This window comes from Pusillimonas sp. MFBS29 (assembly GCF_020687695.1).
Lineage (GTDB): Bacteria > Pseudomonadota > Gammaproteobacteria > Burkholderiales > Burkholderiaceae_B > Pusillimonas_C.
In genome coordinates, this window is sequence record NZ_JAJEWL010000004.1 from 182,572 (window position 1) to 197,902 (window position 15,331).

Below are 15,331 nucleotides of genomic sequence, written 5' to 3' on the forward strand. Positions count from 1 at the left end.
GCCTTGCCCGCCGCACCGCTACACAACTTCACGATTCTTGTCCCGGCTGATACACCTTGCTGCACAAGGCCTGGAATAAAACTGCCGCAGCTCACGGCAACTACGTTACAATAGTGGATTGTGCACCGCACCAGTCAGTGCACTGCCTGCAGACCATTCCCGTGTCTGTCAGCCGTGGCCAGACTCTCTGGCCCTTAGCTTTTAGCTAACAACTACTTTTATCGTCTGCCTAGATTGGTATCTCTCACCTCGAGCGATAGGCTGTCGCTGGAGTGATTTCTTGAGTAATCCCAACACCTTTGCCTCCCTTGGGCTGGCAGAACCCCTTTTGCGTGCGGTAACCGACACCGGCTACGAGCACCCCACCCCGATTCAGGCACAGGCCATCCCGCAAGTCATACAGGGCGGTGACCTGCTGGCCGCCGCTCAAACCGGTACTGGCAAGACGGCAGGCTTCACCCTGCCCATTCTGCACCGCCTGCTGCAAAACCCCGCAAAGGGCCGCAAACCTGGTCAGCCACGCGTGCTGATCCTGACCCCCACCCGCGAGCTTACCGCCCAGGTCGAGGAGTCGGTACGTACCTACGGCAAACACACCGCAATACGATCGATGGTGATGTTTGGCGGCGTGAACATCAATCCCCAGATCAATGCCCTGCGCAAGCCGCTGGACATCCTGGTGGCCACACCGGGCCGCCTGCTGGATCATGCACACCAGAAAACCGTAGACCTTTCGGGTGTGGAAATACTGGTGCTGGACGAAGCCGACCGCATGCTGGACATGGGTTTCATCCGCGACATCCGCCGCATTCTGGCCCTGCTGCCCAAGCAACGCCAGAACCTGCTGTTCTCGGCAACATTCTCCGACGAAATCCGTGAGCTATCCCGCGGAGTACTGAACAATCCCGCAGAGATCTCGGTCGCCCGCCGCAACACGGCTTCGGAACTCGTCAAGCAAACCATGGTGCTGACCGAGCAAGCCCACAAGCGCGATCTGCTCAGTCACATCATTCGTGAAAGCGGATGGCATCAAGTGCTGGTTTTCACCCGCACCAAGCACGGCGCCAACCGCCTGGCCGAGAAGCTGACCAAAGATGGCCTGTCGGCGGCGGCGATACATGGCAATAAAAGCCAGGCTGCACGTACTCGCGCCCTGGCCGGTTTCAAGGACGGCAAGGTTGCCGTGCTTGTGGCAACCGATATTGCCGCGCGCGGCATTGATATCGACCAGTTGCCCCATGTCGTGAATTTCGAACTGCCCAATGTACCGGAAGACTATGTACACCGCATCGGCCGCACCGGTCGCGCCGGCAGCGAAGGCAGCGCCATGTCTTTGGTGGACCGCTCCGAAATCAAATTGCTGAACGCCATAGAAAAACTGATCAAACGCCCTATCGAGCGCACCACCATCGAAGGCTGGTCACCCGATATGGTCAAGGCCGAACCAGCCCACGTGCGCGATGCCGACGACGATCGTCCCCACCGCTCCAGCCAGCCACGCCGTCATGGCGGTGGCACCGGCCGCAGCAATGGTGCCCGATCGGGTGCACGCCCTGCATCCAGGCCGCGTTCGGAAAGCGGCTCACCCCGCACAGGCAATAGTGCCGGGCGATCCGGTCAGCCCGCGGCAAAACCAGCGCGTAGCCATAATGGTTCAGGCCAATCGGCAGGCTCGAACCATCGCAGCAGCGCTGCGCCACGACGCGCCGCTCTGCTGGGCAAATAAATCGTCTTATGTTTTAAAGCGTATTATTTCGTCTTTTCCAACGTAAGACCTAGATATGTCCTTATCCACCTGGCTGGCCTTTTTTGCCGCTTCCTGGGCGATTTCCTTTTCGCCCGGGCCCGGTGCGATCTCAGCCATGGCTTCGGGCCTGAAGTACGGCTTCAGGCGTGGGTACTGGACCACAGCGGGTCTGCTGATCGGGCTGCTGCTACAGTTTGTGATAGTTGCGGTCGGGCTTGGCGCCCTGCTGACAGCATCAGAAATCGCATTCAACATCATAAAGTGGCTGGGTGCGGGGTATCTGATCTATCTGGGCTGGCAGCAGATTCGCACCGACGCGGCACCCGTCACGGTGCAAGCCAACAATAACTCGGCTTTTCGGGTGCGCGACCTGGTGTTACGCGGCTGCCTGGTCAACGTTACCAACCCGAAAGGCACGGTTTTCCTGCTGGCCGTCGTCCCGCAGTTCCTGGATACCTCTCAGGCGCTGCCGCTGCAGTATGTTATTTTGGCGGCTACCCTGTGCTTCACCGACCTGGTGGCCATGGGCTGCTATACCACCCTGGCGGCCCGCATCCTCAAGTTGCTGCGCAGCCCGCGCCATATACGCTGGCTTAACCGCAGCTTCGGCGCCATGTTCATCCTTGCCGGCACTGTCCTGGCATCGTTCAGCCATACTAAATAAGACATGAGCATTACCCAAGAAGTCGCAAGGCGACGCACTTTTGCCATTATTTCTCACCCCGACGCGGGCAAGACCACACTGACGGAAAAACTGCTGCTGTTCGCAGGCGCGATCCAGATCGCCGGCAGCGTCAAGGCACGCAAGGCCAGCCGGCACGCCTCATCTGACTGGATGGAGATCGAGAAGCAGCGCGGCATTTCGGTCGCCTCGTCCGTCATGCAGATGGAGTATCGGGATTGCGTCATAAACCTGCTCGACACCCCGGGGCACCAGGACTTCTCGGAAGACACGTATCGCGTACTGACCGCCGTTGATGCGGCGCTGATGGTGATTGACGCCGCCAATGGTGTGGAACCACAAACCATACGGTTGCTGCAGGTATGCCGGGCCCGCAATACACCCATCATCACCTTCATCAACAAGCTGGACCGGGAAGTGCAGGAACCGCTGGATCTGCTGTCCGAGATCGAATCGCACCTGGGCATGGATGCCGTGCCATTTTCGTGGCCGATCGGCATGGGTCGTGCGTTCGGCGGCGTATTCGATATACGGCGCGATCGCATGCGCGTGTTCCGCTCGGGGCAGGAGCGCCGCAACGACGAGGACGAGCTGATAGACGGGCTGGATAATCCGGTAACCGCCGAACGTTTTGGTGATGCCTTTGCCAAGGCGAGCGAAGAAATAGAATTGATTCAGGCCGCCGCACCTGAGTTCGATCACGAGGCTTTTCTTGCCGGCAAACAGACGCCGATATTTTTCGGTTCGGCCATCAACAACTTTGGCGTTCAGGAAGTGCTGGATGCGCTGGTCGATCTGGCGCCCAAGCCCGGCGCCCGCCAGGCCCTGCAGCGCGTCGTGCAACCCGATGAACCCAAGTTCAGCGGGGTCATCTTCAAGGTACAGGCCAATATGGATCCGGCCCACCGCGACCGCGTGGCGTTTGTCCGGGTCAGCTCGGGCCGCTTCGAGCGCGGTATGCGCCTGAAAGTTGCGCGTACCGGTAAGGAAATCCGACCGAACAACGTCGTTTCCTTTCTGTCGCAAAGACGCGACTTGCTGGACGAAGCCTACGCAGGCGACGTTATCGGTATTCCCAATCACGGCGTGCTGCAGCTGGGCGACGTACTGACCGAAGGCGAAACCCTGCAATTTACCGGCCTGCCGTTCTTCGCACCGGAACTGTTCCAGGCAGTAGAGGTCAAAGATCCTTTAAGAACCAAGCAGTTACGCATAGGCCTGACACAGCTCGGCGAAGAAGGCGCAATCCAGGTCTTCAGGCCGGAAGTGGCCGGCGGATCATTGCTGCTGGGCGCAGTCGGCCAGTTGCAGTTCGAGGTCGTGGCACACAGGCTGAAAACGGAATACGGCGTCGAGGCGCGCCTGATGCCTTCGCGTTACAACATGGCACGTTGGTTTACTGCAGAAGATCCCAAAGTGCTGCGAAAATTCATGGCCGCCAATGCCGCCAACATTGCTTATGATGTTGTCGACGCGGCAGCCTTCCTGGTCAGTTCTTCTGCGCAACTGCGTGTCGCGCAGGAACTGTATCCCGGGCTGGAGTTTCACGCCATGCGCGAGCATGGTGGCAAGGTGTTCGGGCAGCATGACTGAAGGCATCAGCGCCAACAGCTGTAAGCCGCCCGATATATACTGGCCTGGTTCTGCGGCTCCAGGAAAGGCAATTTGCCCGGGAACCGCAGTGCAGTTTTGGCAGAACAAAGGGAAAATATGTCCTGGCGTATTCTTATTGCGATATTGGTAGTCCTGGCAGGCGCATCGGCCTGGGGAGGACTGCGTCTGGGTGACTGGCTGGTCGCCCATGGCCCCGTGGCCCCACCGGTCGTCGAACATCCCGAGCTTTCAGACACACCAGTGCTTGATGCAAACGGCCTGCCCTTCATGGCGCAACCGCCGCAACCCCTCATGAATGGTCAGCTTGGCGTTCCCGAAGCCCCTGATCAACTCGCCTGGCAAATCTCTGAAACGGCCGCCGACGACATACTGAGCAATCCCGCCATATCAGTGGCCACATCGAAGATATCCATGGAAGAGGCCATACAAATTGCGGAATATGGCGAGCAGTCTTCAGGCCTGCAAGGCATTGCAGACATCACCGGTCTGGGTTTGGGCAGCATCAATTCAAACAACCCGGGCAATGCACCCTTGCAGCCCATAGAGGTGGCACCCGCAGCACCCGCTCCGAATACAGCAAGCGCTTCCTCCGGCAACAACGGCTGGCAAGCTGCGCTGCACCAGGCACTACGTGCCTGCGATGCCGAGGGGTTCTTCAGCCGGCCCAGTTGCGCCTGGGCGGCCCGCAATCGTTATTGCGAACCCAACAATGCATGGGGTCGAGTCAGCGGCTGCCCGTCCAAGTCTTTCTAGCCTGTCGTGCTCTCTGGCGGGTGCGCCGGCAGCCGCCGGCCCCCGCCATGTTGTAACGCTTAGTCGTGCTCGCCCATCTGCGATTGCAGGTAGTTTTGCAGCCCCACTTTTTCGACCAGCTCGATTTGCGTTTCCAGCCAGTCTATGTGTTCTTCCGTGTCGTTCAGAATATCCTGGAACAGATCGCGGGACACGAAGTCGCGCACCGACTCGCAATAAGCCATGGCCTCTTTTACCGTCGCCTGAGCGCCGGTTTCCAACTTAAGGTCACAGGCCAGAATCTCGGGTACGTCTTCGCCTATCAGCAGCTTGTGCAGATCCTGAAGGTTGGGCAGGCCGTCCAGCATGAAGATGCGTTCGATCAGACGGTCTGCGTGTTTCATCTCGCCGATTGACTCATCGTATTCATGCTTGCCCAGCTTGTTCAAGCCCCAATGATTCAGCATGCGGGCGTGCAGAAAGTACTGGTTGATGGCAGTTAGCTCATTCTTGAGCTGTGCATTCAAATGCTTGATAACGGTGGTGTCGCCTTTCATGGCCGTGCTCCTGAAACTGAGTAAGTGATACACGCGCCGTTTCGGCGCCCGATTCCCTTGATACAGGTCAATTCCTATAGGCTTTCAAGGCTAACACGCCATTAAGGCAATTACAGCCTGTGCACCGGTCGCCCGAAGCGCTCGGGCCGCCCCACCCGCTCCCGGGGCTGCAAATGAGAATGACTAGGCTTATAACTGCGGTTTCAGGACGAATGACAGCATGGCGCGTTCTGCAGCACGACAGCCGGCCGAAATGCTTGATTTCATGGGGAAAAAGTAATGGAAATACGCCACGAATAATGGCCGGTCATAAATGCCAGCCATTTTGTTACCAAACGTAATTTTCCAGATCAGGCGCGACGAATGAGGACTTCGACCAAAGGAGCGGTTGCATCGTTTGCAGCGTCGGACACCCGTGTGCCTTCGGTTTGCGGTGCAGTGACCTGACCGGCATAGCGACCACCCGGCAAGTATTCCGTAGCCGTTTCGGCGCAGCAGCCGCAGCACGAAGCCACGCCCAATTCGCCCTGCAAATCGGCTAGGGTAGATGCGCCCCGGGCAACGGCCCCTTGGACCTGACGCTCTGTGATGGCATTACAGACACAAATAAACATGAGAACCATTATTATCTAAACTTACGCAGAACGCAATCGGTTTACATTGATTTTTAAAAGTTTTTGTCTGTTTTTTGTTGCAGCGGTCGTGACACCCTGCGCAAAACCAGGCTATTGATCAACCCTGATGCGCTTCCAGGGCGGCGCGTGCCTTGCGTACGATGGCAGGCTCAATGCCGGCCGCCTCGCGGTATTTGGCGACCGTACGGCGTGCAATCACCACCCCCTGTTCGGCAAGCAGGGCAGCCAGCTTGCTGTCAGACAGCGGTTTCTTGCCGGACTCTCCTTCTATCAGCTTGTGTATCAGCATCTGTACCGCCGAAGGAGTCGTGCTCTGGCCATCATCAGTTTGCAGGGCGGAAGAAAAGAAACGCTTGAGCTCCAGGACGCCCCAGGGGGTCTGCACATATTTCTGCTTGGTTGCTCTGGATATGGTTGATTCGTGCAGATCCAGTTCCTGGGCCAGGTCGCGTAACTGCAGGGGACGCAAGCCACTGTGCCCTTGCTCGAAGAAGTCCATCTGCCGGTCGACAATGGCCTGCATCACCCGCACTATCGTCACGAACCGCTGATTCACGCTCTTGATCAGGCCGTGAGCCTGCTGCAGCTGTGCCTGCATGGCCGGTGCAGCCGGCGCCTCGCCCAGCAACCCTTCATAAACCCGATTGATCCGTACCCGTGGCATAACAGCCGGATTCACACTGACTATCCAGCGCCCCCGGATCTTGCGTACCAGGACGTCGGGAGTGATGTAGGCAGCAGTAGAGGTTGCCCATTCTTTGGCGGGCTTGGGTTCCAGTTGCAGCAACAAGGCATGCGCCGACAACAGGGTGTCATGCTCGCAGGCCAGAGCATCACGCAGCCGATTCAGGTTACCCGTCGCCAGCAAAGGCAAATGATCGGCGGCAATTTTCCGGGCCAGTGCCAGCACTTGCGCGGGAAAGGACGCATTCACCGGCAGGTGATCCAGCTGCAAGGCCAGGCATTCGCTCAACGAGCGGGCAGCAACGCCGGGTGGATCGAATGACTGCAACAAACGCAACGCCGCCTGCAGCTCGTCGAGCCCCACGTCCAGTTCGGCGGGCAGAAAAGCAAGGATCTCATCCAGACTGGTAAGCAAGTAACCGTTCTCGTCGAGCTCGTCGATCAACAACGACACCAGGGCGCAATCACGGGGCTGCGCGCGTGTCAGGCGCAACTGCTCCTGCAAATGCTCCTGCAGGGTCTCCGTCAGCGCCGTCTCGGGGCGCTCGGTTTCCTCGTCTGCGTTATTGTTTCCCGCACGGTTGGCCGATCCCAGCATCGTCCAGCGCTCGTCCATGGCCTGCGCATCATTGGCTACCTCTGCGCCGGCTTCAGTGTCATACTCTTCTTCACGCTCGAGCAGCGGGTTATCGTTCAGTGCCTGCGCCACTTCCAGTTCCAGCTCCTGCGTCGACAACTGCAGGAATCGAAGCGATTGCTGCAGTTGTGGTGTCAGGGCCAGTTGCTGATGCTGACGAAGTTCTAGGGACTGACGAGATTGCATAGTTAAAATGATTGATATGAATACTGATACTCCGGCTCAACAGCCTACCAGACAAGACCGCAGCCTGTTTCGCAACACGCTGCTCAAACTGACTGCCGCGCAAAAAATCTTTTGCGTCGTCGTAATCGTCGTGATTGCGCTGATTTGGTACAGGTTGCTCAATCGCTTGCTGGCATACGGGCATAACATCGACTACAGCGGACTGCAGGTTCTGGGTGCTCGCACCCTTGCGCTGCTCGAGCAATACAACCCGTTTTTCTGGTGGGCGGTCGTGGCCTTGTGCACGCTTATTATTGCTTATTTTTTGTATCGCTTTGTACTCGGCATGCAGCGTAGCGCACGCGCCCGGCTGGTCGACGAAGCCACCGTGTCGCAGCTGGTCAGCCAGCTGTCCGAACCTGCGCGGGAAGTCCTGCGATGGGCCTGGCAAGATCGCCGTGATCCCCTGACCGTGGGTGATTTGCAACGCGCCTACAATGAAATTCGCAGTGGCCGCGCTTCTAAAATTGCTCTGGCACGCCGTCATGCGGCCGTATTGGGTGTGGTGGATCCCGCAGCCTGAGCTCGCATAAAGCTTGCGGATTTTGTAAAATTATGTTTGACTATTGGTATGCAAGCCGAACACATCACCTTTGCCAACGCCACTACCCGCAGTCTCCCTGCGGGTTTCGCGTTGCGTGTTCAGCACGGCTCCCTCGTTGCACCCCTTCCCCAGCTGGCCCTATCGCTACTACTACCGATCGGTTGCCGGGCCTAGCGTCCGTGGCAGTTCGGCAGCCCCCTTCGCCACACCCATTTTTTCCGTCATCCCGTCCCAATTGCACGCGGCAACCGCCCCGATGATGGCAAACATATCGTTCAGCTATAAAAAACAGGTGTCCCATGATTTCCAATCCCTCCGACAAATATCGTCCATTTGTTGCCTTTGACCGCGACTTTTCCGAACGGACCTGGCCCAGCAAGCGGATTACGCACCCCCCCATCTGGATGAGCACCGATCTGCGCGACGGCAATCAATCCCTGATCGAGCCCATGAGCGTCGAGCGCAAGCTGCGCTTCTTCGAGCAGCTGATCAAAATAGGCTTCAAGGAAATCGAAGTGGGATTTCCCTCGGCCTCGCAAACCGATTACGACTTCGTACGCAAGCTGGTTGACGAAAACCGCATTCCTGACGATGTCACCATCATTGCCCTGACCCAATCCCGCGAAGACCTGATCAAGCGCACGGTGGAATCGGCGGCCGGCGCCAAGCGTGCCATCATCCACTTGTACAACGCCTGCGCTCCAGCCTTCCGCAAAATTGTTTTCAACATGAGCAAGGATGAGGTCAAGGAAATTGCCTTGACCGGCACCCGTCTGGTCAAGGAATACACTTCCAGACACCCAGAAACCACCTGGCTCTACGAGTACTCACCCGAGGTTTTCAGCACCACCGAGCCCGAGTTCGCCCTGGAAGTATGCAATGCTGTGACCGAAGAGTGGCAACCCACACCGGAAGCCAAAATCATCTACAACCTGCCGGCCACCATCGAAGCAACCACTCCCAATATGTACGCGGACCAGATAGAGTGGATGCACAACAATCTGAACAAGCGCGACTGCATCGTACTCAGCGTACACCCTCACAATGACCGTGGCACTGCGGTTGCCGCCGCAGAACTGGCCGTGATGGCCGGCGCCGACCGCATCGAAGGCTGCCTGTTCGGCAATGGCGAGCGTACGGGTAACGTCGATCTGGTGACGTTGGCACTGAACCTTTACACACAGGGCATACACCCCGGCCTGGATTTTTCCGATATCGACGAAGTGCGCCGCTGTGTTGAGTACTGCAATCAGCTGCCCGTGCACCCACGCCATCCGTACGCCGGCGATCTGGTCTTTACCGCTTTTTCGGGTTCGCACCAGGATGCCATCAAGAAGGGCTTTGCGCGCCAGCAACCCGATACCCTGTGGGAAGTCCCCTATCTGCCGATCGACCCGGCCGATCTCGGACGCAGCTACGACGCGGTCATTCGCGTGAACAGCCAGTCGGGCAAGGGCGGTGTCTCGTACCTGCTCGAAGCCGAACACGGACTGGTCCTGCCTCGCCGCCTGCAAATCGAGTTCAGCCGCGCCATCCAGCGCGTGACCGACGAAACCGGAGCGGAAGTCACCGCCACCCATGTCTATGACCTGTTCTCCAGCGAATACCTGGAGCAGAACCAACCCTGGAAGCTCGTGCGCCACCGCATCACCGGCAACACCCAGGCTGGCAACGGCGAGCAGTTCACGATCGAGGTCGAGCTGGAAGAAAACGGCGTGGTACGCAACCTGGTGGGTCGCGGCGACGGCGCTATCTCTGCCTTTGTCGATGCTCTGGACGTGCAAGTGCGCATCATGGACTATCACGAACATGCCATCGGCACTGGCACCGATACCCGTGCGGCCAGCTATGTCGAGCTGCGCGTGGGTGATTCACCCACCGGCTTCGGCGTGGGCGTGCATGGCGATATCGTCACCGCTTCGTTCCTGGCCATCCTGAGTGCAGTAAACCGCCATGCCAACAGCGAGCAGGCAACTGCAGGCGCCGAAGCAGTTACCGCCTGAGCCTGAAGCGTGCGGCGTCAGGCGTAACGCTTGGCGCCGGCCACGCAGACAACCGTACACAGGGTCACAACCAACATGGCCCAACTGACGGTCTCGTGCAGAAACAAAGCCGCCAGACCCAGTCCGAAAAAGGGCTGGAGCAGCTGAAGCTGTCCGACTGCGGCAATACCACCTTGGGCCAGGCCGCGGTACCAGAAAATAAAGCCCACCAGCATGCTGAACACGGAAACGTACATCAGCCCTATCCATGCCGGAGTTCCCACTCCCGCAAATGAATCCGGCATAGTGAGCAGGGTAAGCGGCAGCGTCAAAGGCAGTGAAAGCACCAGCGCCCAACTGATGACCTGCCACCCACCCAGCTTGCGCGACAAACTCGCACCCTCTGCATAACCCAGGCCGCAGACCACGATGGCGGCCAGCATCAGCAAGTCTCCCTGCATGGACGCCCGGAAAACACCCGAGGCCGCATAGCCAACCACAAAAACACTACCCAGCACGGCAAACAACCAGAACGTTGCACGCGGGCGCTCGCCTCCGCGAATAACGCCAAACAACGCCGTAGACACAGGCAACAGCCCCATATACACCAGGGAATGCGCCGACGATATGTGCTGCAAGGCCAGTGCGGTGAACAGGGGAAAACCTACCACCACACCCAGGATAGTCAGCACCAATGAGGCAAAATCCTGTCGATCGGGACGCCTTTGCCTGGACAGGCCAAGCAGGGCGAATCCCAATATCCCCGCAATACACGCCCGGGCGCAGGTCACGAACAAGGGATCAAGATCGATGACAGCTGCGCGGGTGGCGGGCAACGAGCCCGAAAAAATCAGCATGCCAATAAAACCGTTGACCCAGGCACTCGTTGCTTTATTCATGATTTCCTTGTGTTGGCCGCCCGGGCGATGCTGTTTTTACACATAGTACCTCGGGTAAATACTGTAATAAGCATGCAATAGTTATTGTTTAATATGAAAACGTTTTCATCTTACCGTCATAAGCAAGAGCAACGTCCGTGGACAATAAACGACGCAGCGCGCCGGTTTCCCTGATACAGATTGCCCAAGAGGCCCAGGTGTCTCCGGCAACGGTTTCCCGCGCTTTCAATCGTCCCGCGCTTGTTCAGGCCAGTACGCTGGAACGCATCATGGCGATAGCCGAACGCCATGGCTTTCGCCCCAACCGCCTGGGCAGCAGCCTGCGCTCGGGCAGCACCCGCACGCTGGGTCTGGTCTTGCCCACGTTGTCCAACCCCGTATTTGCCGACTGCTTCGAAGGCGCCGAAATGCGAGCGCGCGCATCGGGCTACAGCGTCATGATGACCGTAACGCATTATGACCCCGAACAGGAAGCGGACGCCGTGCAGCGGCTGATCGACCATCAGCTGGACGGCATTATCCTGACGGTTGCCAATCCTCAGCAGAGCACCGTACTCAAGACCCTGAAAGCGCGGGATGTGCGCTATGTGCTGGCCTACAACGAATCCAATGCACATCCCTGTTCGGCGGTCGACAACCATGCCGCGGCCTCCGACATGATCGGGCATCTGGCGCAGCTGGGCCATCGTCGCATTGCCTTCATCAGCGGACCACTGAGCATGTCCGACCGGGCCGCCGCGCGCCTGTCGGGCGCCAGGAACCAGGCACGCACGCTGGGTCTGTCACCCGTCAGGCACCATCTCATGCCCAGCCACACTCAGGCGGACACTGCTGTCCTGCAACAGATATTGGGCACCAAGAGACCGCCCACAGCCTTGTTTTGCTCCAACGACTTGCTGGCCACCGCCGTCATCGTGAGCCTGCGTGAGCTGGGCTACGACGTGCCGCAGGATATCTCGGTTGCGGGCTTTGACGGGATGCGCTACGGCGCCGTCATGTCGCCCAGTCTGACCACCATCGAGGCCGCCGGCTACGAGATCGGCAAGACCGCCTGCCACCTGTTGCTCGAACAAATCGAACATCAACCGCTGCGCAGCCAGCAAGTGCCGCACACGCTGATCACCGGCGCCAGCGCCGCACCCCTGCTCACAATGCGGCGCCAACCCGTCACCTCTAAACGGATCTGAACCATGCTTATTGCCCAAATCAGCGACCTGCACATACAGGCAGACGGCAAGCACAAGGAGTTGATCCAGGCCGAGCGACATCTGACCACCTGCATACAGGCATTGAATCGCCTGGCTCCACGTCCTGATCTGGTCGTGATTACCGGCGACCTGACCGAGCGCGGCCGCAGACAGGAGTACATGACGCTCAAGCCCCTGCTGGCGGAGCTGGACATGCCCTACCTGCTGATACCCGGCAATCACGACAGCCCCGCCATGTTGCGTGAAGTTTTTCACGAACACGCCTACTTGCAGAGAGGCCCTGCATCAGACTCGCCCTTCATCCAGTACGTGATTGATGACTGGCCACTACGCATTGTCGCGCTGGACACCACCATACCGATGCGCAGCGAAGGTGGCTTGTGCGCTGAGCGACTGCAGTGGCTGAGCGACACCCTGGCGCAGGCACCCGAAGCCCCCACCCTGATATTGATGCATCATCCGCCCTTCCAGACCGGCATCCGGGAAATGGATGAACTGGGCTTGCTCACGGGGCGCGAGGCCTTTGCCGGGATCATTGCTCCGTATCACAACATTGAGCGCATACTCTGCGGCCACTTGCACCGGACCATGCTGTGTCGGGTCGGGCCCACCGTAGCGTCAACCTGCCCCGGCACCGCACACCAGATCGTGCTGGACCTGAAACCAGACGCTCAAGCATTGTCATTCAACTTCGAGCCGCCGGGCTATCAGCTGCACTGGCAGGGCGCCCATGGCCTGGTCACCCACCATGCCGTGATAGGCGAATTCCCCGGCCCCCACCCCTTCTGACGATCAACCCTATACCGCCTATGTCTACCATTCTCCTGGACAACATCACCAAGCAGTACGGAGATGCTGCGCCCGCAGTCAGGCAAATCAGCTTCGAAGTGCAGGCCGGCACCTTTACGGTGCTGCTCGGACCATCGGGTTGCGGCAAATCGACCACGCTGCGCATGATTGCCGGCCTGGATACGCCCAGCTCCGGTCGCATCCATATTGGCGGCCGCGATGTCACCGACCTGCCGCCGGCACAACGCAAGGTTGCCATGGTCTTTCAGTCCTACGCCTTGTTCCCGCACCTGTCCGTCAGGGAGAACATCCTTTTCGGCCTGAAGGTACGCAAAGAGCCCGCTGCGCAGTACAAACCCAGGCTGGCCAAAGTCGCGGCACTGCTAGGCCTGGAAGCCCTGCTGGATCGCAAGCCCTCCCAGCTTTCCGGCGGACAGCAGCAACGTGTGGCGCTGGGACGGGCGGTGATCTCGGAAGCGCCTGTATGCCTGATGGACGAGCCCCTGTCGAATCTTGACGCACAACTGCGCCACGAGATGCGCCGTGAGATCAGGACGCTGCAGCAAAACCTGGGCATCACTATGGTTTACGTCACCCATGACCAGACTGAAGCCATGAGCATGGCCGATCAGGTGGTGCTGATGAATGGCGGACGCATTGAACAGAACGACAGTCCGGACCAGCTGTATGGCCGGCCCGCCAGCGAATTTTCCGCCCGATTCATTGGCACGCCACCCATGAATGTGTTGCGCCTGGATGAGCAAACCATGGGACTGATCACCGGCGCAGGTCAGCTTGCCGCAGGGATACCCGAGAGCGCCACTGCGCTGGGAGTACGGCCCGAGCACATGGCGCTGAGCCAGGATGCGGGCATACCTGCAAACATTGAAAGCGTCGAATACTTCGGTGCCGACTCCATCATCATCGCCAGCCTGGGCAGCAACGCCGGCGTGGCGGTACGTGCCCCCGGCCACCTGCGTGCTGCACGGGGCGAACAGATCAGGCTCTTGTGGAGCCCACACCAGCAGCACTTCTTTGACGTCTCGGGCCAGGCATTGAGCCAAACGCCCATCCCTACTTTTTAAACAGGAAAAAATCATGCGACGTACTGTCTTGAAAGCTCTTGCATTCAGCCTTGCCGGCGCCTTTGCCACCGTACCGGCCTGGTCCCAGGCTGCACCCGTTGAACTGGAGTTCTACTACCCCGTAGCCGTGGGCGGCCCCATCACCAAGATCGTTGATGGCATGGTGGCCGACTTCGAAAAAGAGAATCCCGACATCAAGATCAATTCCGTTTATGCCGGCTCCTATCAGGATTCAGTGGCCAAGGCCCTGACCGCTTACAAAGGCGGAAGCGCGCCCCAACTGGCCGTCCTGCTGTCGACCGACATGTTCACACTCATAGACGAAGGCGCCATTGTGCCCTTCGATCCGCTCGTCAAGACTGACGAAGACAAGAAGTGGCTGGGCGACTTCTATCCCGGCTTCATGGCCAACAGCCAGACCGAAGGCAAGACCTGGGGCATACCATTCCAGCGCTCGACCATAGTCATGTACTACAACAAGGACTTGTTCAAGGAAGCCGGACTAAACCCCGACGCGCCGCCATCGACCTGGGAAGAGTTGGTCAGCCAGGGCAAGAAGCTGACCAAGCAGGACAGCAGCGGCCAGGTGACCCAGTGGGGATTGGAAATTCCATCGGGCGGCGCCTTTGCCTACTGGCTGTTCCAGGCGCTGACCACGCCCAACGACGCCATCCTGATGAACTCATCGGGCAACGAAGTCTACCTGGACAAGCCCGCCGTGATCGAAGCTGTACAGTTCTGGCACGACCTGGCGTACAAGCACAAGATCATGCCCACCGGCACGACAGACTGGGGCACCACGCCCAAGGACTTCCTGGTCGGCAAGACCGCCATCATGTGGACCACCACCGGCAACCTGACCAATGTGCGCAAGAATGCGAAGTTTGATTTCGGCGTGGCACCCATGCCCAAATCCAAGCAAGGCGGCAGCCCCACAGGTGGCGGCAACTTCTATCTGTTTGAATCGGCCACGCCCGAACAGCAACAGGCTGCCTACAAATTCGTCAAATGGATGACCAGCCCCGAAAATGCCGCAGCGTGGAGCATCGCCACTGGTTACGTGGCCGTGAACAAGGCAGCCTGGGAAACCGACAGCATGAAGCAGTATGTACAGGAAGTGCCCCAGGCCCTGGTCGCCCGCGACCAGCTTGACGTTGCCGTGGCCGAGTTCTCGACCCACGACAACCAGCGCGTCACCAAGCTGCTGAACGACAACCTGCAAGCCGTGCTGACCAACGCCAAGACACCCGAACAAGCCATGAAGGACGCCCAGTCCGAGGCCGACCGTCTGCTACGTTCTTACAAGTAACA

The 15,331-nt window shown here is 58.9% G+C and carries 14 protein-coding genes; 10 read left to right on the plus strand and 4 right to left on the minus strand.

The window, feature by feature from the left end; genetic code table 11:
- Positions 1-280 precede the first annotated feature (280 nt).
- From LKR43_RS07925 to LKR43_RS07940, 4 genes are all read left to right on the plus strand, one after another.
- Positions 281-1,726 (plus strand): DEAD/DEAH box helicase, encoded by a 1,446-nt coding sequence (locus LKR43_RS07925; protein ID WP_227683504.1) that lies wholly within the window; start codon positions 281-283, stop codon positions 1,724-1,726.
- 55 nt (positions 1,727-1,781) lie between these two features.
- Entirely contained in the window at positions 1,782-2,411 is a 630-nt protein-coding gene (locus LKR43_RS07930) for a LysE family transporter (protein WP_227683505.1), read from the plus strand.
- Between the two features lie 3 nt (positions 2,412-2,414).
- Positions 2,415-4,022, plus strand: coding sequence for a peptide chain release factor 3 (locus tag LKR43_RS07935; protein WP_227683506.1), 1,608 nt, complete (start codon positions 2,415-2,417; stop codon positions 4,020-4,022).
- A gap of 117 nt (positions 4,023-4,139) precedes the next feature.
- Positions 4,140-4,796, plus strand: coding sequence for a hypothetical protein (locus LKR43_RS07940; protein WP_227683507.1), 657 nt, complete (start codon positions 4,140-4,142; stop codon positions 4,794-4,796).
- 59 nt (positions 4,797-4,855) lie between these two features.
- On the opposite strand, the gene bfr is transcribed toward LKR43_RS07940, so the two are convergent.
- From bfr to rpoN, 3 genes are all read right to left on the minus strand, one after another.
- Positions 4,856-5,332, minus strand: coding sequence for a bacterioferritin (gene bfr, locus LKR43_RS07945; RefSeq protein WP_227683508.1), 477 nt, complete (start codon positions 5,330-5,332; stop codon positions 4,856-4,858).
- 350 nt (positions 5,333-5,682) lie between these two features.
- On the minus strand, positions 5,683-5,946 hold the full coding sequence (locus LKR43_RS07950; RefSeq protein ID WP_227683614.1) for a (2Fe-2S)-binding protein: 264 nt from the start codon (positions 5,944-5,946) through the stop codon (positions 5,683-5,685).
- 118 nt (positions 5,947-6,064) lie between these two features.
- Positions 6,065-7,474 (minus strand): RNA polymerase factor sigma-54, encoded by a 1,410-nt coding sequence (rpoN, locus tag LKR43_RS07955; protein ID WP_227683509.1) that lies wholly within the window; start codon positions 7,472-7,474, stop codon positions 6,065-6,067.
- Between the two features lie 16 nt (positions 7,475-7,490).
- Between rpoN and LKR43_RS07960 the strand changes: the two genes are divergently transcribed.
- Both LKR43_RS07960 and leuA read left to right on the plus strand, forming a co-directional pair.
- The gene (locus LKR43_RS07960) at positions 7,491-8,036 is read left to right on the plus strand and encodes a hypothetical protein (protein WP_227683510.1); all 546 of its coding nucleotides are present in this window, start codon (positions 7,491-7,493) and stop codon (positions 8,034-8,036) included.
- A 320-nt stretch (positions 8,037-8,356) separates the two neighbouring features.
- A complete protein-coding gene (gene leuA / locus LKR43_RS07965) occupies positions 8,357-10,060 on the plus strand; it encodes a 2-isopropylmalate synthase (RefSeq protein WP_227683511.1) in 1,704 nt (567 codons plus the stop codon).
- A 17-nt stretch (positions 10,061-10,077) separates the two neighbouring features.
- Here the strand turns inward: leuA and LKR43_RS07970 are convergent, their stop codons facing one another.
- A complete protein-coding gene (locus LKR43_RS07970) occupies positions 10,078-10,938 on the minus strand; it encodes a DMT family transporter (RefSeq protein ID WP_227683512.1) in 861 nt (286 codons plus the stop codon).
- Between the two features lie 137 nt (positions 10,939-11,075).
- On the opposite strand from LKR43_RS07970, the gene LKR43_RS07975 reads away from it, so the two are divergent.
- Genes LKR43_RS07975 through LKR43_RS07990 form a run of 4 tightly spaced genes read left to right on the plus strand, consistent with a single transcriptional unit; the run spans position 11,076 to position 15,329 of the window.
- Positions 11,076-12,125: a substrate-binding domain-containing protein gene (locus LKR43_RS07975; RefSeq protein WP_227683513.1), complete on the plus strand. Its 1,050-nt coding sequence runs from the start codon at positions 11,076-11,078 to the stop codon at positions 12,123-12,125.
- A gap of 3 nt (positions 12,126-12,128) precedes the next feature.
- The gene (locus LKR43_RS07980; protein WP_227683514.1) at positions 12,129-12,935 is read left to right on the plus strand and encodes a phosphodiesterase; all 807 of its coding nucleotides are present in this window, start codon (positions 12,129-12,131) and stop codon (positions 12,933-12,935) included.
- 20 nt (positions 12,936-12,955) lie between these two features.
- A complete protein-coding gene (locus tag LKR43_RS07985; protein WP_227683515.1) occupies positions 12,956-14,020 on the plus strand; it encodes an ABC transporter ATP-binding protein in 1,065 nt (354 codons plus the stop codon).
- A gap of 13 nt (positions 14,021-14,033) precedes the next feature.
- A complete protein-coding gene (locus LKR43_RS07990; RefSeq protein WP_227683516.1) occupies positions 14,034-15,329 on the plus strand; it encodes an ABC transporter substrate-binding protein in 1,296 nt (431 codons plus the stop codon).
- Positions 15,330-15,331: the final 2 nt, after the last annotated feature.